The sequence below is a fragment of the Bacillus cereus G9842 genome, from assembly GCF_000021305.1.
Classification (GTDB): Bacteria; Bacillota; Bacilli; order Bacillales; family Bacillaceae_G; genus Bacillus_A; species Bacillus_A thuringiensis_S.
On sequence record NC_011775.1, the window covers coordinates 35982 to 55166 of the forward strand.

Consider the following 19185-nt stretch of genomic DNA (forward strand, 5'->3'; position numbering starts at 1 on the left):
ATAATGTTAATGTCACTTATTAAAGTAGTAGCTTTAATATTGTTCATACTAGGAATATTTTTATCAGTAATAGTATTAATGGGATACGCATCTTATCGCTCATTTAAGATCCTATTAATTAAATTAGGTGAAAAGCTAAAAGGAAAAAACAAATCACAAAAGCAAGAATTACAATATGGTCTTACCGATGAAATGAAAGAAGTTTTATATCGTGGATATACACCTGTAGGTAAGAAATCCCTAATTGAAGAAACAAATAACCTTACTAATAACAATAATGTAGAAAAGCAACTTCAATTTACTATGGAAGATATTGAAGAAGTAGAAGAATTGGAAGATATGGACAACAAGGGATTGTCAGCGGAAACGCTAGAAATAGTGAAGAAAAGACAGGAAGAACAAAAAGCTGAACTAATAAAATCATTAAAACAGGAACCAAAAAATAATAATAACTTAGAACTTAAGGTAAGTGAACCAAATCAAGATGCGTTTGATCTAATAAAAGAGTGTCAACATAATCTAGAAATAACAAATAAATTAGAGGATAGCGCTGCTGAAAGAGAACTAATAATAATGGAGGAACCACCATTTATTCCAAATCCAGAAGATTATTTTGGACCAGCCAATGAACCAGATGTTTCTATAGAAGAAATATTTTCAATGACTAGTGAAGAATCACAACAAAAGGAGGTTTCCAAAATTGAAGCTGAACTTAAAGAATTAGGTAACATTCAAGGGACAGAGAATTTAGGGAAGGTTGCAAGACTTCTTATTAGAAAAGCTCAAATTGAAGGAGATTATGAAAAAGTAAAAGATTTAGAAGGTATGTATGAAGATGAATTAGCAAAGAGTGGCTATCTAGTATAAAAGAGTAGCCACTCTTTTTTTTATTGATAATATAAAATAAAGATGTAGGAAATCAGACGATTATAAATATGGGTTTAAATAGAAATCTTGTTTATGTGTAGTTTGTGTGTTTTAATAATAAAGGATTATTGGATGTCTTAATAGTGTGTTATAAAAATATCCTTATAACCATATCTTAAGAAATAAGGAATTAAGTAAAGAAAAGTCGTAATTGGAGGGAATAGAAATTTGTTTATTACTAAGTATATTGATAAATTAGCGTTATATGATTTGCATAAAAAAAGAAGTAAAGTGACACAGTATGCTTCATTTAAAAATGAAATAATTAAAAATGAAGAAAGAGAAAATTTTTATAATACGTACGCAGCAAAGCCACAATTTGATATAAATCCTACTGAAAATAAAACATATAGTAGTGGTACATTTAATTTTAGAAGTTCAATTTCACTAGGTGATAAAAATAATGACATGGTTTCTGGTGAATCTTATCTAAACTCAAATGAGAATGCCCCTAATATAATATTTGTCCATGGATGGCGAATGGATTCCAACGACCGTATTAAGAATATATTTCATAAGGATATGTTAAATTTAGGATGGAATATGTATTACTTCACTTTACCTTATCACTTTGAAAGAGAGCCTGAGGAATCTATATATTCAGGGGAGTTTATGATCAGCGCAAATATTGAACGAACAGTAGCAGCATCTAGACAAGCTGTAGCAGATTTACGTGCATTAATTCAGTGGATTAAAACTAATAAATCTGGCCCGGTAATATTGATTGGGGTAAGCTTAGGCGGATTTATTACAAATTTAACAGCTACTCTAGAATCTAGTATCGACGTACTTGTTTCAGTATTCTATGCTAATCGTCTTTCTTACTCTATATGGAATACTAATCCAGGCATGTATATTAAAAAAGATTTAGTACAAAACGGAGTAACGCATGATGTATTAAAAGAGAAGTGGGAAATTACTGAACCTAGTATTTCTAAACCCAAAATGGATAGAGATAATATTTTATTAATTTCAGCGAAGCATGATCAATATGTTCATATGGAAGACACCAGTTATTTGTGGGAGTCATGGGGAAAACCTAAACGTTTAGTTTACAATTGCGGTCATTCTGGTATTGTATTAAACCGAAAAAGAATTAGTGAGGATACAATTAGCTTTATTAGGAGTAAAATATTCAGATATGAATATTCGAATATGAATATTTGAATGTAGGCTTGAGAATTTAAAATGATTGTACTTGTATTTCTATTATGGATGATGACCGCGATATTATTTCTTACTAATCCTAAAAATCAAGAAACTAGATGGGGAAGTCTTATTGCTTTTTATGGCGGTTGTGGTGGATTAGGAGTAATGCTAGGTGATGGACCAAATAGACCAGAATGGATTTTATGGGCAGATAGCATTGCTACTTCTTTTGGTCACTATATGACGCCATACTCGATTGGTATATTTGGTTTAGTTTTTGCAAATGTATTTAAAACAACTAAACAAGGCGTAATTTGGAAATTAGTATTATTAATACCAATAGGAATCATGTATTGTTTCTTTAATACAATTTATCCTGTTTTTAAAACAAATTATACTATGTTAGCAACTTGGAGTGTTCCTTATGTGCTTGGTTGTAATATATTACTGTTATATTCTACTTTTCGTGAGAGAAGGCCCGCTATAAAGAAAAATAAATTATATACCTCTATGGTTATTATCCCCATGACTACTTTTGCTCTAATTTCGAATATTGTATTAGAGGCATTAGGTATTCCCGATGTATGGTTTTACAATCCATATGTAATTGCGTTTCAATTTGCATTATTTGCATACTTAATAATAAAATACGGATTTCTAGATGTTCAGATTAGATTTGAAAGACAAAAGCGTGATGACACAATGAGAGCGGTGGCTTCTGGAACAGCCATGCTTAATCATACTATTAAAAATGAAGTTATAAAAATAGATATGTTAGTTAATCAGATAAAAGAAAATCCCAATCTGGATAATGAATCAGTTGAAAGTATAGAATTAGCATTAAGTTCTACAAATCATGTGCTTGAGTTATCAACACGAATTCAAAGTAAACTAGATGTAATGAATCTAAAAGAGTCAGCCTTTTGGCTGAGTGATTGTATTGAAACGACTTTAGATAATTTACAACCCTATCTGGGTACAAAAATTTCTATCATTAAGTCTTATGAGGTAGATGCAAAAGTTTATGCTGATCCAATACATTTACAAGAAGTTTTTATTAATATAATTAAAAACGCAATTGAAGCAATGGATAAAAATGGAGAGATACATATAAAGATATATAAAACTTATAGAAAAGTTTATATTGATTTTACGGATACGGGTAAAGGGATCGAAAAAGATAAATTATCGCTTGTTTTAAACCCTTTTTATTCAACTAAAGGAACAAAGGGTAACTATGGATTAGGACTATCGTATTGTTATAATGTGCTGCAGAAACATGGCGGCGAAATAGCAGTTAAAAGTAAAGTAGGTCACGGAACAAATATGATATTATCACTTCCTTCAAAAAGAGTTAAAGAAATTAAGCTACAATCTAATTCTAATAGTTAGGAGTAATCATTTATGATGAAAATTAGATTGATGATAGTAGAAGATGATGAAGTTTGGATGAAATGTTTAACCAAATTTATTGAAAAAGAAGATGATCTTGTAGTTGTAAAAAAAGCCTATAATAAAGAACAAGCAATTGATAGCGTTCCAGAAATGATTGATGTGGTTTTATTAGATTTAACTTTGGATGATGATCCTGCTAATTTAAGTGGGCTTGAGGTGGTAAGCCAGCTCAAAGAAAAAGGATTAAACAGAATTATTATGTTAACCTCGTGGGATGAAGAAGAAGTAATTTTGAAAGCTTTTGATGAAGGAGCAATGAATTACGTTAATAAAACATCCTATCGAGACATTCCAAGAGTAGTTCGTGAAGCCTTCGCAAATAAGGTTAGTATCCATCCTGATGTATCCTCTGTGGTTATTAATGCTCTTACAACGGAAAGAAAGATTAGTGTACTAACTCCTTCAGAACGACAGGTATACACTTTAAAAGAAAAAGGCTTAAATAAAGTGCAGATAGCTGATGTATTATTTAAATCAGTTGAAACAATAAAAAAACAACTTAAAAAGATTAATGATAAAATTAGATAATAGTAAGGAATTCAAATGGAATAGTTATGGATCTATACCTCATAATTATATGAGATTGATAATTTTTATATTATTATGAGGTAGGTACATTGTAAGTTGGTATAAGAATTAAATATAACTTAAATCCTATGCGATTGGTATCTTAATAACATAATAACTTTATATAATAACATATATATGTTGATTTGGGGAGGGGTATTTTTTTGGCCCTTCTAAATATTGATATTCTCATATACTATATTGTTATCACAAGTTATTGTCATTTAAAGATATTGATATCTGAATAATCTCGAGTGCATTCATATTGCAAAAAGACTAAAGAAAAAACAAAAAGACCAAAAAAGACCAAAGTAGACCAAAAAGATGTAAAAGCGACCATTATATAGATGTCTTTGAAAATTATATAAAGTGTTTTATGTATTCGTTGATTAGGAGGAATGTTTCAATTGCATAAGGTTAAAGAAAAGAGGTTAAATAAAGGCTGGACGCAGTCAAAGCTTGCAGAAAAATCAGGGGTTCCACAGCCGACTATTTCACATATAGAAAACGGTACTTTAAAAAATCCCTCGATTAAATCAATTAAGAACATAGCAAGTGCATTGGGAATAAATTTAGAAGAGTTACTTTAAAGTAGTGTGAGTTAATTGTATAAAACGAATGAATAATTACGGGATTTAAAATTTGAAAAGTATGTAAGCGAGGCATCTTTTTGAGTTTTAAATGATCGAAAAAATTTAAAAAATCTCCTAAATTATGAATATGCTATATTGAAATATGCAGTATGTGTTTTAATATATGACGATCATAAATTTAATAAATTATGTTTTCAGGGGGAGGAACATGAATTTTGTAAAAAAGAAAATTGATGATTACATTTCCAAGAAAAATTTAAGTTATGGTGATTTAGGAATACAAGTAGATGTTACTCAACCAACTATATCCAAATGGATTAACGGTGAAAGCGAGATATCAATTACAACACTATGTAAAATAATTCAAAAAGTTATTCCTCATAATAGGCATGAGCAAGAAAAGTTAGTTTTAGAACATATTATAAGCTTAAAAAAAAGAAGAAGTATTAATATAAAATTAGCTTTTATTATTGCCTATTTAAATAGATATGTATCGGTCCTAGAAAACTTAATAGAGTTATGTTCAAATTCTAAAGAAACGTGTCTAAGAAATTATTCTAAGATTTTTAAATTATATAATGAGAGGTTAAATGATTCGGACGTACGGAAGCAATTTTTAGAATTAGAAGGAATGAATCCAGTAAACGCTAAAAATCAAGCTGATATAGCTATATTGCAGGATATTTTAAAAATTCTTATCTTATTAGATTTAAGTGAAGTTAGTCTAATAGCTACATATAGGAGCAGAATAGAGGAGAATTTAAGGTTTGTAAAAAATCCTGACTTAAATGAACTAATTAGTTTTTGGTTAGCTGAAATAGATTGTTATCAATTATTACGGGAAGATAAGTTAGTTGAATTTCGTATGCAAAATAGCTTAATTCAAAAGAATTCCGTATTAAAATATTTACCTGCTGTAAAAGGTTTACTAGATTTAAGGTATGGCGAGAGTTATATATTTTCAAATTTTAATGAATCATGTAAATACACTACGAAAGCTCTAAAAATGTTTGAGGATTGGCCAGATACCTTAAGATACGAGCTTGCATTAAGTAATCTTAATTTCTTAAAGTTAATATGGGATAAAGAAATTGACACTATAAATCCAGATAAACTTAAAGTCGAAGATAAAATCCTATACTTAATAAAAATTGGAGAAAAAAAACAGGCTATATCGTTGTTAGATCAAATACATTTACAAGGTACAATGACACCTTTGTTAACATGCTATGAAGGAATAGCAAAAAATAATTTAAATATAATAAAGCAATCAATTCTTATGTTCTTAGAGAAAAAAGATAAGTTTTTTGTAAAATTACCGGAAATGATCTACAATAAAGGAGATTGTTCCGAGTTTAGTTTAGTAAAGGAGGAATCAGTGTGAAAAAAATTGTAATTGCATTAGTAACTTTATCTTGTTTCTTTATATTTAATAATACAGATAGTAAATTCGAACACACCAAAGAATTAAAAAATAAAGATATTACCCTTTCTCTTTACATGATAGAACAGCCTGGTGGGGGCGGTCATTAAAGTTAATATACAAAAGACATCGCATATGCGGTGTCTTTTGTACGTAAAAAGGGGTTTTATGAAATCACTCTAATCCATTTGAGAATAGTTTGATACATATTTCACAAAGAAGGGTTAATAAGGCTTATTTACAAAAGTTTATGTTTTATAGTTATGATATATTTATTTTTGTTAGAGTTGCTATATAAATAAAAATACATAAAAATTGGAAAAGTTGACCGAAACGATTAAAAAAAGAGGGTAGAATCGTTATAATATGCAAGTAGGAGGTCATGAGTGTGCTTAATGAAACAATAAGTGATACAAATTTTCCAGATGATGAAGTCTCTTTTGTTATAAATAAATGGAAGAATCAATTTCCTGCTGTTGAAAAGATAAGCGTTTCTTTACAACGTTCTCAAGATAAAATTTCTGGTAAACATGTGCATGACTGTATAGGTGAAGCAGAGGCAGCAAAAACAAGTTCTAGTACATTTGATTATAATGCTTTATATGAGGATACATCATATATATATTATAGTATTTTGCAACCATTGCAAAAGAACTTTACAAATTTAAATGATCGTACTCAGGTTAAGATGCTAGTAAAAGAGGATGGTAGTTTAGAGAAGGAAGTTAAAGCTGAACTCGTTATTGTTATACCTAACAAAAAAGAATGGGTAAGTTATATTGCTATGAAATATAGAAAGCTTACAAAATTTGCTCCGTTTATTAAAGGGATGCACTTTGAGGTGCAAAAACATAAAATACGTAAAATTAAGATTATGTTTAAGTTTGAATATGATTTTAATATGATTAAGTATCTCAAAGAGGCAGTAATTAATGAACAATTCTTTAACAACTGGATTGCAACATGTCATATAATTGAGAACTATACAAAAGAGCATACTTCAAATATCGATGTAGCAATTAAAGAAAACAATATGCGCATTCACTACCAATCAATAAAAGTGAAATTCTCAAGATCTATAGAGTTGTAGGGAGTGGTGAAGTGAAGTTTTTATTAGCAACATCTAATAACTTTAACGTGGAATATTTTAATAAGTATGTAGAGTATCAAAAAGAGAACAATTCAAATGTAGAAGCAGCAAGCGGTGTATTAAATAGCTTTCATGGTTTAATACCGCTTGCTATTAATATCACATTTTATTTCTTTATGATTTGTTTTGCCATATCTGTAGTTTTATTAGCGGTGGCTATGATAACAAAACATGCACAATGGTTACAAACTTCTGTAAGGGGAATTATTGGAACTATCGTAGCAATTTTATTATTACGTTTAGTACCTTTATTATTTTTGACCAATGATATTGAAGGTATTGCCTCTTTAATGAGGGATTCAGTAGATTTTCTAACAACAATTGGTATACATGCGGCCATAGGAATGCTATTAATAGGTCTATTTTTGAAAATGTTATATAAGATATTTGAACATCCTAAATATTTTAAATGGAGTAAATCTCTCAAGATAGGTTCAGCACTAATATTAACCTTGTCCATTGTATCACCATTGATTATCGGTAATATCTAGTTTTGAAAGGAAGGGAACAAATGAGATTAGTTGACACTAAATTTGAAGTGAAAAGATGCATACATTGCCTTCATTTTGAAGAAACGTGTCCTTTCTTTCGAGATATAAATTATAGTGATCCAACAACTGCTAATTGTTGTAGATATTTTAAACAATTAGATGAGAACACAAGCATTGTAGAAGATGAAGCCCTATATAACGAAAAACTACAATTTTCGTTAACTGGTAGTAAATTCATTCATGATACTTATCCAAATGAACCGGATTTTCCATTGTGGATGAGAATTAGTAACCTGTATTGGTATAAAGGCCTTGATGTTAGCACTGGAAAAGAATTTGGCTGCTGGATCATGAATAGAAGTAATAAATTATTGAGTGTACCAGGTGATAAAACAGATACTCCAAGAGGGTGGGCTTCTAATGTTTATAAATCCCCTATACCATTACATAACCATAACGCTGCTGCAAATCTATTATCAGTTGTTTGTTGGTATGTAGATAGCGATGGATATGCTCAATATGGAGTTATAGTTGGAAATGATATTGGATATTTAACACACCCACGTCCAAAATTATGGGAACCTATAAAGATTTAATAAAATGTTATACATTGCAAAGTGTAGTTTTCAGATATAGAGAAAAGTAGTATAATATTAGTATATTAAATTATTTTTCATTATTTCTAAACTAAAATACAAAGGACCTATTGGGTCGATGAAAAAAGCAATTAGCTTAATTTGTCGTCACAATAGGTCCTTTTTTTGTGCGTTTAGAAGATATTAAGGAGGATTAAAAGGCTAATTATTAAGTAAACCTGTTGAAAATTAACAATTAATAAAAAGAATATAACAATATTGGGGGAATTTAAAATGTATCAAGCACTTTATAGAAAATATCGACCAACAAATTTTAGCGAATTAATCGGACAAAACCATATTAAACAAACTATCCAAAATGCCTTAAAACTAGCGAAATTTTCTCATGCTTATATGTTTACTGGACCACGTGGTACTGGAAAAACTACAATTGCAAAATTGATAGCAACTTCATTGAACTGTGAAAGTCTAAATAATGAAGGAGAACCTTGTAATGAATGCTCACAATGTAAGGCGATTCGTGGGAATTCACATGCAGACGTTTTAGAAATAGATGCGGCATCTAACAATGGTGTGGAACAAATTCGTGAAATCAGAGAACAAGTAGCTTATGCTCCTGGGACTGGTAAATATAAAGTGTATATCATTGATGAGGTTCATATGCTTTCTACAGGGGCGTTTAATGCTTTATTAAAAACCCTAGAAGAACCTCCAAAACATGTGATATTTATTTTAGCTACAACAGACGTGCATAAGATTCCAGCGACTATTATTTCGCGCTGTCAACGTTTTGATTTTAGAAGAATAGGACCGAGAGATATAATAGAAAGATTGCGGCATGTGGCAATAAAAGAAGAGGTGAAGATTGAAGAGGATGCTTTACAGTTACTAGGTATGCTAGCACAAGGAGGCATGCGTGATGCATTAAGTTTAATGGATCAGACTATTGCATTTGCTACCAATGAAACAATTACTAAAGATGATGTCTCCGAAGTGGTGGGACGGATCTCAATTGAAAAGATTGAAGCGTGTATTGGAGATTTATTAAAAGGAAATACCATTGAAATACTAAATTTGATTAACCAAGTAATTTTAAATGGTAAGGAACCAATATATCTATTAGAGGATCTTATAGGATATTTAAGAGATCTTGTAATTAGTAAAGCATTTGAAGTTAAAGAAGATAATATTACTACAGCAATTTTAAATAGTAAGTTTTATGAGTTATTAGAAGAAGGAGAAATTCATAAAATGCAAATGATGATTCGTAAGCTTACGGAAGTAAAAAATGAGATGAAGTTTAGTAATAATGCGCAGGTTTCTCTTGAAGTAGGTTTAATTCAATTAGCAACAGAAGCTCAAGAGGAAAACAGGCTAATTAAAAAGATTAATGAATTAGAAAAACGAGTAAGAGAATTAACGAGTAGTGGAAGTGTTCCGGTCCGTCCGAAATCATTTTCTCCAACAGTTCAACAACCTGCAGATGATAAGGTAGACATTACGGAATATAGCAATAAGAAACTTAATAATGCTATAGATAAAATGTCGATAATAGCAACAGATAATTATGTATTAGATATTGTATTTCCTGATGCACAAAAGGATTACAAAGTTCAGTACCAGGGAGAATTACCAACGATAGTAAACACTCTTCTTGATAAACAAACAAAGTTAAATTCTTTCAAACATCTATTAGAGAAAATGTCCATAGCAATTGCATCATCAACTTCTGTAGTTATAGGTGCGGATGCCTATTTAATAGAAGTCTTATCTGATAATGAGGTGTACAGAGAGCTATCTAATATAATGCAACAGAATATTAAAAGGTTGGTTGATATAAAATTTGTAACTGAAGAAAAATGGAAGCCACTTGTTAATAAAATGATTCAATTAACAAAGGAAAAAAGAATACATGCATAAAAAAATAAGGCTGCTATTAAGCAGTCTTATTTTTTTTTAATCTATTTTCTACTCTATTTAATAGTAGGTTAATTTTAAGATCAAGTCTCTTTACTTGTTTCTCAGTAAATGCATTATTTAATTCTTCACGTAGTTTATTTAGTTCGCTTATTTCATGTGATGTCATGAATTTTTCTAAATTCATCTTAATCACTCCTCCATCCTGTAAATAATCCTACAACTCTTAAGGTATATCTATATTATATACTTTTCTATAAAAATAGTCTTTATTCCTTTTCTCGATCTTTATTTTCGAACAGTTTTTCTATTTGTTCTAATCGTTTATCAATTTTTTTCTGGGTTTCATCTTTCTTCTCTTCTAAATGCACTCCACGAGAAATCAAGAAACGTTCTCCGCCAAGACCAGCAACAATACTAACTACTATAATATTGCGAAGGCTCTGCTCTCCCGTAAGTAAGCCAACGGCTAAAAGTGCAGCTGTAATCCCCATAAATACATTTAACCAAAATCCAACATTATATCCTTGTCTTGTATTTCTGGGTTTCTTAATGACACCTTTGTTCTGATATAAATGAGATAAAAATCCCATTGTACCACCTATACACCCTGCAATGAAATATGAAATTAACATATACGCTCTCCCTCCTTGTTGTAAAACACAAAAAAGCCCTTTAGACGTTTAAAAATCTCTCTAGTAGTTTTTTGAGAAATTTCTAATGGTCCAAAGGACTTGATAATTGTTGTGTTTAAAAAAAATAAAATAAATATGTTATGGTGAACATTATACTAAATATAAAATAATTTATAAACATATTTCGAAATTATAATATTAATTGATTGTATTTTTCTTTTCATATATAAGAGTATTTGCTATTATTACTGTATAACAATTTAATTTGTAATTTTCATTTACGATAAAAATAAAGGTCTTTTGGACTAATGAAACATGCTAAACCCATGTAAACATTAATTTCCAAAAGGCCTTTTTTGTGTGCAAAAAAATCATTTGAACATGAAAAATTAAATAGTTATAAAAAAATAAAGCGACCAAAGGGGCCAAAATAAAATGATAGAACATAGTGTGAAAGTAAGAAAACCAAGTCTTGATGAAGTAGTAATAAAAAATTTAGTTACTGAAAGATTAGATGATTTTGCACTCTCTACAGATAAAAGAGGAGAGATTACACAGCTAATATACGATCAACTAGATTTAAGAGAAGTAATTGATGAACTGTTATCAATACTTTTCTTAAATAATATGAGTGGTTATGAAGAATTTGCAGATGTAGTAAAGAGTAAATGTGAAGGATATACCACTTTAACAATAGAAACATCATTTGGACAAACTATTAAAGCGACAAAATACTTTGAGGATGTTCAATTAAAGGATAATGAAGTAATAATAGATGATCCAAATAAAGATGGACAAATACTTAAATTACTTATTAATCAACAAGTTGTAAAGAGAACTGGAATTCTAACCCATAATGATACTGTTTATGCGGTTTGTGAAGTATTAATTTAAGTGAGGTAAAGAAATGACAAATCCAAAAGAAATTATTAAAAAATATAACGAATTTGCAGAATATCTAAACTCAATTAATTTAAAAGAAGTACTAGAAAATCATTCAATAGAAGATATTAAATTAATGAATGATAAAATGTCTCAAATATATTTTAGACGAATTGAATTTGAAGTTAGGGAATATATTAATCAACCTAAAAATATATGCCCTCCAATTCAAACAGTAGTTACCAATGAACAAAAGTTTAAACAACTTATACAAAAAATTGGGTATTTATCCGATCAAGAAAAAGTAAATTTATATGAATTTTTAATCATGCTATGTGAAGGAGAAACGATTGCTGGTTTAACAAGAATTACTAGAAATGCTCATAAAACCAATCAAATAGAAAAGTATCTAGTAGAACATGGAATAGCAGATAAGTATTCTATTGCAATATGCCCAGGCTGTTCAGAACACTTAACTATACCATTGAGTGAGGAATTGAAGAAAGAATATCAAAAGGAAATAGCTGAAAATTATTATAAGCACTATTGTCCAGAATGCTATAATTTCCTTCAATATGATGATGTAGAGAATTTAGATTATAAGGAGTACTTAGTTAAAAAATAATTACCTGTGAGTATTAATTAGTAAAATAAAAAGATAATTTCACCAGGGGGAATAATAATGAGTTTTAAAGAATGGAGTAAAATTGAAACCGGACAAGAGTGGAATGAGTTACAAGAACAGGGAATGACGAATGAACAAATAAAGTTATTATTAATTGATTATGAAGAATACTGTGAAGAAAATAATCTTAGTCCAAGTTTTAAAAATCACTAATATAAAATGAATTTAATTTACTAAAATATTGGAGAATAGCCCTTAAGTATAAGTCTTACTTGTATTTAAGGGTGTTTTTTATATAGGAGGATATAGTCATGCGTAACGTTATATCAGTAATGAATAGAGAAATATTACAACAGTTAAAAGTCTACTTGGTAGAGAAAGAAATACAACACCAAGGAATTTTGACACCAAAAGAGATTGTATTAAAAGAAATGCTGCCTTTATGTAATAGTTCACTAGTAATCAATAATAGCAATGAAGAACTAAAAAAAATATTAAGTACCTACTCAAATAAAGAAGAGATAGTAATAAATGAGTATAAAACTGGAACTAATACTGCACCTACAGCTGTTTTTGTCAGGGAAGTTTATGATGTAGTAAATAAATTAAAAGAAGCATATTTAGATTCATCAAATAATAGACCATTTGTATTTGCTTCTTCTTATGGAAAAGATAGTGTAATGCAGCTTTATTGTATGTGGCTAGCTTTACTTGAAATACGTGAAGAATATGGTGTAACGGCATTAAAGAGAAAGATTTTTATTGTCTGCTCTGATACAGGATTAGAGACACCCGAGGTACGAGATTATATGTACTATTGTAGTCAGATAGTTCAAGAATTTGCTATAAAAGAGAACTTGCCCATTCATACTAAGGTTGTACAGCCTCCAATTGAGCTATCATTTGCGGTAAAAGTAATTGGAAAAGGTGTAACAATAAGTACTGGTAGATCAACAAGAAGAAACTGTACATATTGGTTTAAAATTTCACCGATGGACACCCTTTTTAAAGAACTTACAGAAACTTATGGCCAGTTGGTTATTTTTATAGCGGTTCGTAATGATGAAAGTGAAAATCGAAAACGCACAATAGAAAAATATGAAAAGGAAAGTTTTATATTTGATCACGATAAACCTAACCAGTTTATGTGTCATCCTATAAAAAATTTAACTACTAAAGAGCTTTGGGATACACTCAAGTATCATCAAGATTCGATATTACCTTTTGGAATACCGTTCGAGAAATTATATGCGTTATATGAAAGTAGTAACGAATGTCCAATGCAAGTTTCATCACAGAACAAAAATAGCTGTGGTACAAACCGCAATGGTTGTGTAATTTGTATGATGATTGAAGAAGATAAAATGTTACTTTTTCAAAGGGATATACAAAAACGTACATGGGCCTCACCACTGCTTGAATTTAGAACTAAGCTTAGACAAATGTTATTTGACTGTAATATGCGCAGACACCCATCGAAACATAAATATAAACAGGTTAATAGATATAATCCGTTTATTGAGACGAAAGAAGAAGTGGTAAGTGGCGAACAAGGAAAAAATGGGTTAAAGCCAAAACAATATAAGTTACATAGGGAACAAAAACAATACGATTTTTATACAAAGAGTAAAGGTATTGTTAAAAATTCACAACCAGTATACCCTAATGTGATGACTGGGAGTCTAACATTAAAAGCTAGAATATTCTTGTTGAAAAATGCCTTATGGTATCAACGTTTAGCAGGTGTTGAATTTGTTAACAAAGAGCAATTATTAATGATAAAACAGGCTTGGAAAGAAGAATTTGATTGGATAGATAATCAAGAGGATTTAAAAGCGGAACCAGTTGAATTATATAATGAAGACTGGGGAGTACTTGAAATAGATGCAAAGTTTAAAATTAAGATGAATGAGACAACAATTCCTAATTTACATTTACCAGAGGAATATAATTATAAAAGAAATGAATATAAACTTGGAAAAATGAAAGGTGAACGTAGAGTTTTAAATGAAGATCCAAGTAAAAAAAGGAATTATTTATTTTATATTCATCGTCAAATGGGTGGAAACGAATCTGAAATTCTATCAATAATAGAGAAAGCAGAAAAAAGAACAAGAATTACTTTGCCAATTTTCTTTGATAATGGATGGACTACAGAGAAAGAGAAGAGAGTATATTGGAATATAGTAACTTTTATAGTTTGTAAACCAAATATACAAAATTATGCTGATGCAGCAGAGTTTGTGGAAAACTATATCTCTGAAGGATTAAAAAACAAAGAATCAATCAATTGGTGGATATGATAGCCATTGTTAATAATAAGTAAAAGAGAAATTAAATAAACATTATACGAGTAAACAACAAAGCATCTTTTATAAGTATGCTTTTTTTATTTGAAGTTATATAAAAACACTTTATTGGAGGAAAAAATATGTTGGAATTAGTGAAAAAATATAGAAAAGAGAAAAAAAGATTGGGATTTGTACTAGATATCGCGTGGCGAAAATGGAAGTTTAATGAAATAGCCATTAATAGTATGAAGAGAATGTTAGAAAAGGGACAAGATCCTATAATTATTCCATTTTCAGGTAATAGGAATAGTAGAACGTTAATTCGGGTGCTATATGAGACACTTGAACGTATGAAAAGTTGTGAGAGAGAAATATATATCGTTCATGTACAGCAGCAGGATTTCATTTTATCTTATAACATACCGAGTTTGTTTGATAAGATGAAGAGTATATTTAATAATGATAAAATACATTTTCACATAATAAATAACCAAGAGAACTTTTATATAAAGTTAATTGGACAAGGCGTACCTGCACCAAACTCATCATTTTGGTGGTGTGGTCAGGAAGATAAAATAAAGCCAATGGTGGGTTTTTTTAACAAGTTCTCAAAGTATGTAATAGTAAGTAGTAGTACCGGTGGAAAACGAAATGAAGTACATCCTATCAATAATGCGAAAGTATACAAACCATTTAATGCATTTAATGATTCTGAAGTATGGGAATTGTTCTTGACGAATACATTATGGGGAGATGATATAGGGGATGTTTATGAATTATATGAGACATATTACAAAACAGATAGTCCGTTAAATATTAACGAAGAGCCGATAGAATATAGAGATGGGTGTGGTACATTGGAGTTTGACTCATCCTTCTCTTGTTGGTTCTGTACGCATTCAGCTAAATATAAAACATTAGAGAATTTTTATACAAAGAATGAATGGATTAGACCTCTATTAACTTTTAACAAGAGTTTAAAAGAGATAATGATGAAAAGCAAAATTGACGAATTAAATATGCAAAGGGGTTATATAAAAAAAGGAGACAAAATAGTTGATGATCGTAAAGAATTCAATTCGGCAGAATCAGGTACAATAAAATATGAAATTAGAAGAATAATGTTCAATAAATTATTAGAAACAGAAAGAGAGATAAATAGTATTAGATTGAATCAAGGATTATCAAGAATACAAATAATAAGTAATGAAACAAAAGAAATTATTGAAAAACATATAAGTACGCCACTAATAAAAGTAATTCAAACAGTGGAGGATGCAGCAGGATTACAACTTTCATTATTCTAAAAAACATCCGCACATGTAACCTGTGCGGATGTTTTTCGTGTTTATGCGTGATTATTTTTAGGGATTTATTATTTCAAAAAAGAGAAAAAGTGTCAAGAGGTGAAAAACGAAATTGAATTTTACCTTTAATTTCTGATTTAGAGATTAAACCAATATCCAAAGAACGGCTATCATGACTAAAAGGTCTGTTATCCCCTAAAACGAAATATTTATCAGAAGGTATTTCTTTTAAATTATAAGTATTTATTAAACTAAAATCATTTGTATTATCATTAAATGGATCCTCTACTTTTTGGCCGTTTATATAGAGAGTATTCTTCTTATATTCTAATCTTTCACCTGGTAGTCCTATAATTCGTTTAATAAGACTTTTATTACTTGATTCGGTTTGAATAGCAACCATATCAAATCTTTTAACAGATGAAATCTGGAAAATAAGTTTATTTACTAGTACACGTTCATTATTATGTATAGTTGGAGACATTGACTCACCACTTATGCTATATGGAAAAAACACAAAAATTCTTAATAATAATACAACCATTGCAATTACAAAGGTACTAATTTGTAGGAATTCAATTAAGCTTTTCTTTTTCAATTCTAGTATCCTCTTTTCTACAATTAGTCATAGACTTATATTACCATGAAGATAAAAAGAAAAGAATTTACAATTTTATTGATATAGAGTAATATGTTTGTTAAAATTTGTGTATACACATTATATTTTTATTGTTTTTTGATAAGTACAGCCTTTTAGGTTGCTTACTTCGACTATAACAATTCAACCCTATTGGGGTATTGATTTTATGAACAAAGTAGATATTTCGTATCTATTTTCATTTCATAACAACAATATCTTAATGGGGTTTTTTGTGTTTAAAAATAAGGGGGAATAGAAATGAAAAAAATTATGTTTTTAGCTGGAATAGTAGTATTGATGATGGTGTTTTTTAATTTAAAAGAAGATAAGAATGATCCGAAGTTAAATGCTGAAATGAATAATACTCAAATAAATGTCAATCAACACAAATTAGATCAAGCAAAAATTAATGAATTAGCAAGCCAAATTAAAATGTTATTTGATGATGTTGATACGAGAGGTCATGTATATGTACATCAATCCTTAGGGGCATTAGAAAATTATTTAGCAGCTAATGTAACAAGTAAGGAACTTGCCAAAAATTTTGTAGAAGAGCATTTTATAAACCAAAATGGAAAAATTATTTATAAAAGTAAGCCATTTTTGTTTGATTATGAAAAAAACCGTACAGTAAGAGAATTAGAAAATGAAACTTATTCTGTAAAACAAAACAATGTAGTATTAACCTTTAAATATAATAATGATGCTAACGCGTGGCGTATAGTCGGAATTGCATATTTAAACCAGTAAATAAGACACCAATAAGGTGTCTTTTTTTTTTGAAAAGAGCCAAAAAAGATACTTGGTTATAATTATTTATGAGTAGTAAAAGGAGTGATGCAATTGTTAGAGGAGCAAATAACTTTATTCGATGAACAATGTATTTATGAAATATTTGATGTATCTAAGGGGAATATCAAGTTCACAAATACCAAAAAGAAATTCATTGAATTAAAGGTAAAAGTACCGATTTTAGCCAAACCGCTTAATGAATTAAAACCAAGTACTGATTATGATGAGGAATATGAGTTGTATCTGGAGTATGTGCAAGGAATTTGGTTATTCTATCATTCGCGAGATACCAGCTTTAGTTATGAAAAAGCAGAAATAAAATGTAAAGAATCAAGAGATACTCAAAGTGAAGTACTAATAAGGGTTTATTTACAATCGGATAATCAGTTTATTCCTACCAATGTTATAGAGTATTTATGAAATTTAATAAGAAATAATAAGAAATAATAATAAATTATTATTTGCTATTAAAATATCAGAGATAAATGATTATAATGCCCAATATGACATTAAAAGTAATCGTAGAATGAAAATAAAGGTAGTGAACTAGATGAGTAGAGGGAATTACAAAACTAGAATATATTCAAAAGAAGAGTTAATAGAAATAATACAAGAAAAAGCAAAAACATTAAACCGTACACCGAAGAGATCTGAAATTAAAGAAGCATGCAGCGTTGTTAAAGTTTTTGGTAGTTTTTCAGATGGAATAATAGCGGCAGGATTAAAGCCAACTAGAAGAAAATTCAACAGAAAACCATGCAATGAAACAAGTAAACAAGAAATAATTATAGAGATTCAAAATAAAGCTGAGGCGCTGGGGAGAACTCCAAGAAATTGCGAAGTAGATTTAGGGAAAATAGCAATAAATAAATTTGGAAGTTGGAACAAGGCTTTACAAGCGGCAGGTTTAGAGGTGAATCAGAAAAATTATACACGCTCAGAGATTATCCAATTGTTACAGGATTATGCGAAAGAAAATAAAAGGACTCCACGTAAATGTGATTTATCTATAAATTTTCATGCGTGTAGGAGGATTTTTGGATCATGGTGTGAAGCCATAAGGGCTGCAGGATTAACACCAAATACTAGAAAAACAGACCAAGAGTTATTACAAGAATTAAAGAGAGTTTATAAGGAATTAGGGAAAGTTCCCACAGTTACAGAATGCCACAAAATAAAATTTTGTGTTTCAAATTATCAAATACGATTTGGAAGTTGGAATAAGGCATTAGAGTTAGCTGGGTTACCTATAAAAAATTCAAGGCGATGTGGAATGACTAAAGAACAGTATGTAGAGTTATTAAAAGATTATGCAACTAAATTGGGGAGAGTACCTGGTTCAAATGAAATTAGAGAAGCGCGCGCAATTATAAATCGATTTGGAAGTTGGAATAAAGCGTTAGAAGCAGCAGAATTACCTGTTATTAAAAGTAAAAAGGAAGAGTTAATAGAAATAATACAAGAAAAAGCAAGGGAGTTAAAACGCGTGCCAAAAAGCAACGAGATTAGACAATATTCTACAATTCATAGGCATTTTGGAAAATGGAATAAAGCATTAGAGGCAGCAGGATTGTCTAAAGAAAAACATTGAAGGTGTGGCATGACAAACAGTACATAGGATTTCTTAAAGAGTATGTTTAAAGGAAAAGGGGCTTAAAGCAAATTTGAAAAATTGTATTCTTAGAAAACTATCCAGTAGCGAGGTTCCTTATCTTTTGATAGGTAATCAAGAGGTAATCTCTAAA

Annotated in this window: 22 protein-coding genes; 19 read left to right on the plus strand and 3 right to left on the minus strand. The window is 29.6% G+C overall.

Annotated elements, in window-relative coordinates:
* Nucleotides 1-3 precede the first annotated feature (3 nt).
* From BCG9842_RS27440 to dnaX, 11 genes are all read left to right on the plus strand, one after another.
* Complete coding sequence (locus BCG9842_RS27440; protein WP_000930159.1) at nucleotides 4-867, plus strand: hypothetical protein; 864 nt, start codon at nucleotides 4-6, stop codon at nucleotides 865-867.
* Nucleotides 868-1095: 228 nt separating this feature from the next.
* Nucleotides 1096-2094: an alpha/beta hydrolase gene (locus BCG9842_RS27445; RefSeq protein ID WP_000470979.1), complete on the plus strand. Its 999-nt coding sequence runs from the start codon at nucleotides 1096-1098 to the stop codon at nucleotides 2092-2094.
* A gap of 21 nt (nucleotides 2095-2115) precedes the next feature.
* Nucleotides 2116-3468, plus strand: a complete 1353-nt coding sequence (locus BCG9842_RS27450; protein ID WP_000636556.1) for a sensor histidine kinase — start codon at nucleotides 2116-2118, stop codon at nucleotides 3466-3468.
* Nucleotides 3469-3480: 12 nt separating this feature from the next.
* Nucleotides 3481-4059: a response regulator gene (locus BCG9842_RS27455; protein ID WP_000975820.1), complete on the plus strand. Its 579-nt coding sequence runs from the start codon at nucleotides 3481-3483 to the stop codon at nucleotides 4057-4059.
* 437 nt (nucleotides 4060-4496) lie between these two features.
* Nucleotides 4497-4688 (plus strand): helix-turn-helix domain-containing protein, encoded by a 192-nt coding sequence (locus tag BCG9842_RS27460; RefSeq protein ID WP_041488189.1) that lies wholly within the window; start codon nucleotides 4497-4499, stop codon nucleotides 4686-4688.
* Between the two features lie 211 nt (nucleotides 4689-4899).
* Nucleotides 4900-6075, plus strand: coding sequence for an AimR family lysis-lysogeny pheromone receptor (locus tag BCG9842_RS27465; RefSeq protein ID WP_001012070.1), 1176 nt, complete (start codon nucleotides 4900-4902; stop codon nucleotides 6073-6075).
* On the plus strand, nucleotides 6072-6224 hold the full coding sequence (locus BCG9842_RS31465; RefSeq protein WP_000724876.1) for a hypothetical protein: 153 nt from the start codon (nucleotides 6072-6074) through the stop codon (nucleotides 6222-6224). The genes BCG9842_RS27465 and BCG9842_RS31465 overlap by 4 nt, the downstream gene beginning before the upstream one ends.
* A gap of 272 nt (nucleotides 6225-6496) precedes the next feature.
* Nucleotides 6497-7204 carry a hypothetical protein gene (locus BCG9842_RS27470; RefSeq protein ID WP_041488190.1) on the plus strand — a complete coding sequence of 236 codons (708 nt, stop codon included), beginning with the start codon at nucleotides 6497-6499 and terminating at the stop codon, nucleotides 7202-7204.
* Between the two features lie 11 nt (nucleotides 7205-7215).
* The gene (locus BCG9842_RS27475; RefSeq protein WP_000670467.1) at nucleotides 7216-7755 is read left to right on the plus strand and encodes a hypothetical protein; all 540 of its coding nucleotides are present in this window, start codon (nucleotides 7216-7218) and stop codon (nucleotides 7753-7755) included.
* A 20-nt stretch (nucleotides 7756-7775) separates the two neighbouring features.
* A complete protein-coding gene (locus tag BCG9842_RS27480) occupies nucleotides 7776-8351 on the plus strand; it encodes a hypothetical protein (RefSeq protein WP_001241513.1) in 576 nt (191 codons plus the stop codon).
* A 273-nt stretch (nucleotides 8352-8624) separates the two neighbouring features.
* Nucleotides 8625-10271, plus strand: a complete 1647-nt coding sequence (gene dnaX, locus BCG9842_RS27485; protein WP_000283768.1) for a DNA polymerase III subunit gamma/tau — start codon at nucleotides 8625-8627, stop codon at nucleotides 10269-10271.
* Between the two features lie 16 nt (nucleotides 10272-10287).
* Here the strand turns inward: dnaX and BCG9842_RS31470 are convergent, their stop codons facing one another.
* On the minus strand, nucleotides 10288-10455 hold the full coding sequence (locus BCG9842_RS31470) for a hypothetical protein (protein ID WP_001047313.1): 168 nt from the start codon (nucleotides 10453-10455) through the stop codon (nucleotides 10288-10290).
* Nucleotides 10456-10537: 82 nt separating this feature from the next.
* Nucleotides 10538-10903, minus strand: a complete 366-nt coding sequence (locus BCG9842_RS27490) for a DUF4257 domain-containing protein (RefSeq protein ID WP_000909139.1) — start codon at nucleotides 10901-10903, stop codon at nucleotides 10538-10540.
* A gap of 435 nt (nucleotides 10904-11338) precedes the next feature.
* Here BCG9842_RS27490 and BCG9842_RS27495 point away from each other — a divergent pair, with 435 nt between their 5' ends.
* The 5 genes from BCG9842_RS27495 (at nucleotide 11339) to BCG9842_RS27510 (ending at nucleotide 16008) form a co-directional block, all read left to right on the plus strand.
* Complete coding sequence (locus BCG9842_RS27495) at nucleotides 11339-11797, plus strand: hypothetical protein (protein WP_000569547.1); 459 nt, start codon at nucleotides 11339-11341, stop codon at nucleotides 11795-11797.
* 13 nt (nucleotides 11798-11810) lie between these two features.
* Entirely contained in the window at nucleotides 11811-12410 is a 600-nt protein-coding gene (locus BCG9842_RS27500) for a hypothetical protein (RefSeq protein ID WP_000184125.1), read from the plus strand.
* A 57-nt stretch (nucleotides 12411-12467) separates the two neighbouring features.
* A complete protein-coding gene (locus BCG9842_RS31475; protein WP_000008609.1) occupies nucleotides 12468-12623 on the plus strand; it encodes a hypothetical protein in 156 nt (51 codons plus the stop codon).
* Nucleotides 12624-12721: 98 nt separating this feature from the next.
* Nucleotides 12722-14713, plus strand: a complete 1992-nt coding sequence (locus tag BCG9842_RS27505) for a phosphoadenosine phosphosulfate reductase domain-containing protein (RefSeq protein WP_001246672.1) — start codon at nucleotides 12722-12724, stop codon at nucleotides 14711-14713.
* A 128-nt stretch (nucleotides 14714-14841) separates the two neighbouring features.
* Nucleotides 14842-16008: a hypothetical protein gene (locus BCG9842_RS27510; protein WP_012614858.1), complete on the plus strand. Its 1167-nt coding sequence runs from the start codon at nucleotides 14842-14844 to the stop codon at nucleotides 16006-16008.
* A 73-nt stretch (nucleotides 16009-16081) separates the two neighbouring features.
* Here BCG9842_RS27510 and lepB read toward each other — a convergent pair whose 3' ends face one another.
* A complete protein-coding gene (lepB, locus tag BCG9842_RS27515) occupies nucleotides 16082-16606 on the minus strand; it encodes a signal peptidase I (protein WP_000730406.1) in 525 nt (174 codons plus the stop codon).
* A 300-nt stretch (nucleotides 16607-16906) separates the two neighbouring features.
* Here lepB and BCG9842_RS27520 point away from each other — a divergent pair, with 300 nt between their 5' ends.
* From BCG9842_RS27520 to BCG9842_RS27530, 3 genes are all read left to right on the plus strand, one after another.
* Nucleotides 16907-17398, plus strand: a complete 492-nt coding sequence (locus tag BCG9842_RS27520; RefSeq protein WP_000723280.1) for a hypothetical protein — start codon at nucleotides 16907-16909, stop codon at nucleotides 17396-17398.
* A gap of 87 nt (nucleotides 17399-17485) precedes the next feature.
* The gene (locus BCG9842_RS27525; protein ID WP_041488191.1) at nucleotides 17486-17860 is read left to right on the plus strand and encodes a hypothetical protein; all 375 of its coding nucleotides are present in this window, start codon (nucleotides 17486-17488) and stop codon (nucleotides 17858-17860) included.
* Nucleotides 17861-17990: 130 nt separating this feature from the next.
* The gene (locus BCG9842_RS27530; protein WP_012614875.1) at nucleotides 17991-19031 is read left to right on the plus strand and encodes a homing endonuclease associated repeat-containing protein; all 1041 of its coding nucleotides are present in this window, start codon (nucleotides 17991-17993) and stop codon (nucleotides 19029-19031) included.
* The last annotated feature ends 154 nt before the right edge of the window (nucleotides 19032-19185 follow it).

Excerpts from the sequence above, each read along its gene's own strand:
- BCG9842_RS27440 (WP_000930159.1), top strand. The coding sequence starts at position 4 with ATGTTAATGTCACTTATTAAAGTAGTAGCTTTAATATTGTTCATACTA.
- BCG9842_RS27450 (WP_000636556.1), top strand. The coding sequence starts at position 2,116 with ATGATTGTACTTGTATTTCTATTATGGATGATGACCGCGATATTATTT.
- BCG9842_RS27455 (WP_000975820.1), top strand. The coding sequence starts at position 3,481 with ATGATGAAAATTAGATTGATGATAGTAGAAGATGATGAAGTTTGGATG.
- BCG9842_RS27460 (WP_041488189.1), top strand. The coding sequence starts at position 4,497 with ATGTTTCAATTGCATAAGGTTAAAGAAAAGAGGTTAAATAAAGGCTGG.
- BCG9842_RS27465 (WP_001012070.1), top strand. The coding sequence starts at position 4,900 with ATGAATTTTGTAAAAAAGAAAATTGATGATTACATTTCCAAGAAAAAT.
- BCG9842_RS27470 (WP_041488190.1), top strand. The coding sequence starts at position 6,497 with ATGAGTGTGCTTAATGAAACAATAAGTGATACAAATTTTCCAGATGAT.
- BCG9842_RS27480 (WP_001241513.1), top strand. The coding sequence starts at position 7,776 with ATGAGATTAGTTGACACTAAATTTGAAGTGAAAAGATGCATACATTGC.
- dnaX (WP_000283768.1), top strand. The coding sequence starts at position 8,625 with ATGTATCAAGCACTTTATAGAAAATATCGACCAACAAATTTTAGCGAA.
- BCG9842_RS31470 (WP_001047313.1), bottom strand. The coding sequence starts at position 10,455 with ATGAATTTAGAAAAATTCATGACATCACATGAAATAAGCGAACTAAAT.
- BCG9842_RS27490 (WP_000909139.1), bottom strand. The coding sequence starts at position 10,903 with ATGTTAATTTCATATTTCATTGCAGGGTGTATAGGTGGTACAATGGGA.
- BCG9842_RS27495 (WP_000569547.1), top strand. The coding sequence starts at position 11,339 with ATGATAGAACATAGTGTGAAAGTAAGAAAACCAAGTCTTGATGAAGTA.
- BCG9842_RS27500 (WP_000184125.1), top strand. The coding sequence starts at position 11,811 with ATGACAAATCCAAAAGAAATTATTAAAAAATATAACGAATTTGCAGAA.
- BCG9842_RS31475 (WP_000008609.1), top strand. The coding sequence starts at position 12,468 with ATGAGTTTTAAAGAATGGAGTAAAATTGAAACCGGACAAGAGTGGAAT.
- BCG9842_RS27505 (WP_001246672.1), top strand. The coding sequence starts at position 12,722 with ATGCGTAACGTTATATCAGTAATGAATAGAGAAATATTACAACAGTTA.
- BCG9842_RS27510 (WP_012614858.1), top strand. The coding sequence starts at position 14,842 with ATGTTGGAATTAGTGAAAAAATATAGAAAAGAGAAAAAAAGATTGGGA.
- BCG9842_RS27520 (WP_000723280.1), top strand. The coding sequence starts at position 16,907 with ATGAAAAAAATTATGTTTTTAGCTGGAATAGTAGTATTGATGATGGTG.
- BCG9842_RS27525 (WP_041488191.1), top strand. The coding sequence starts at position 17,486 with ATGCAATTGTTAGAGGAGCAAATAACTTTATTCGATGAACAATGTATT.
- BCG9842_RS27530 (WP_012614875.1), top strand. The coding sequence starts at position 17,991 with ATGAGTAGAGGGAATTACAAAACTAGAATATATTCAAAAGAAGAGTTA.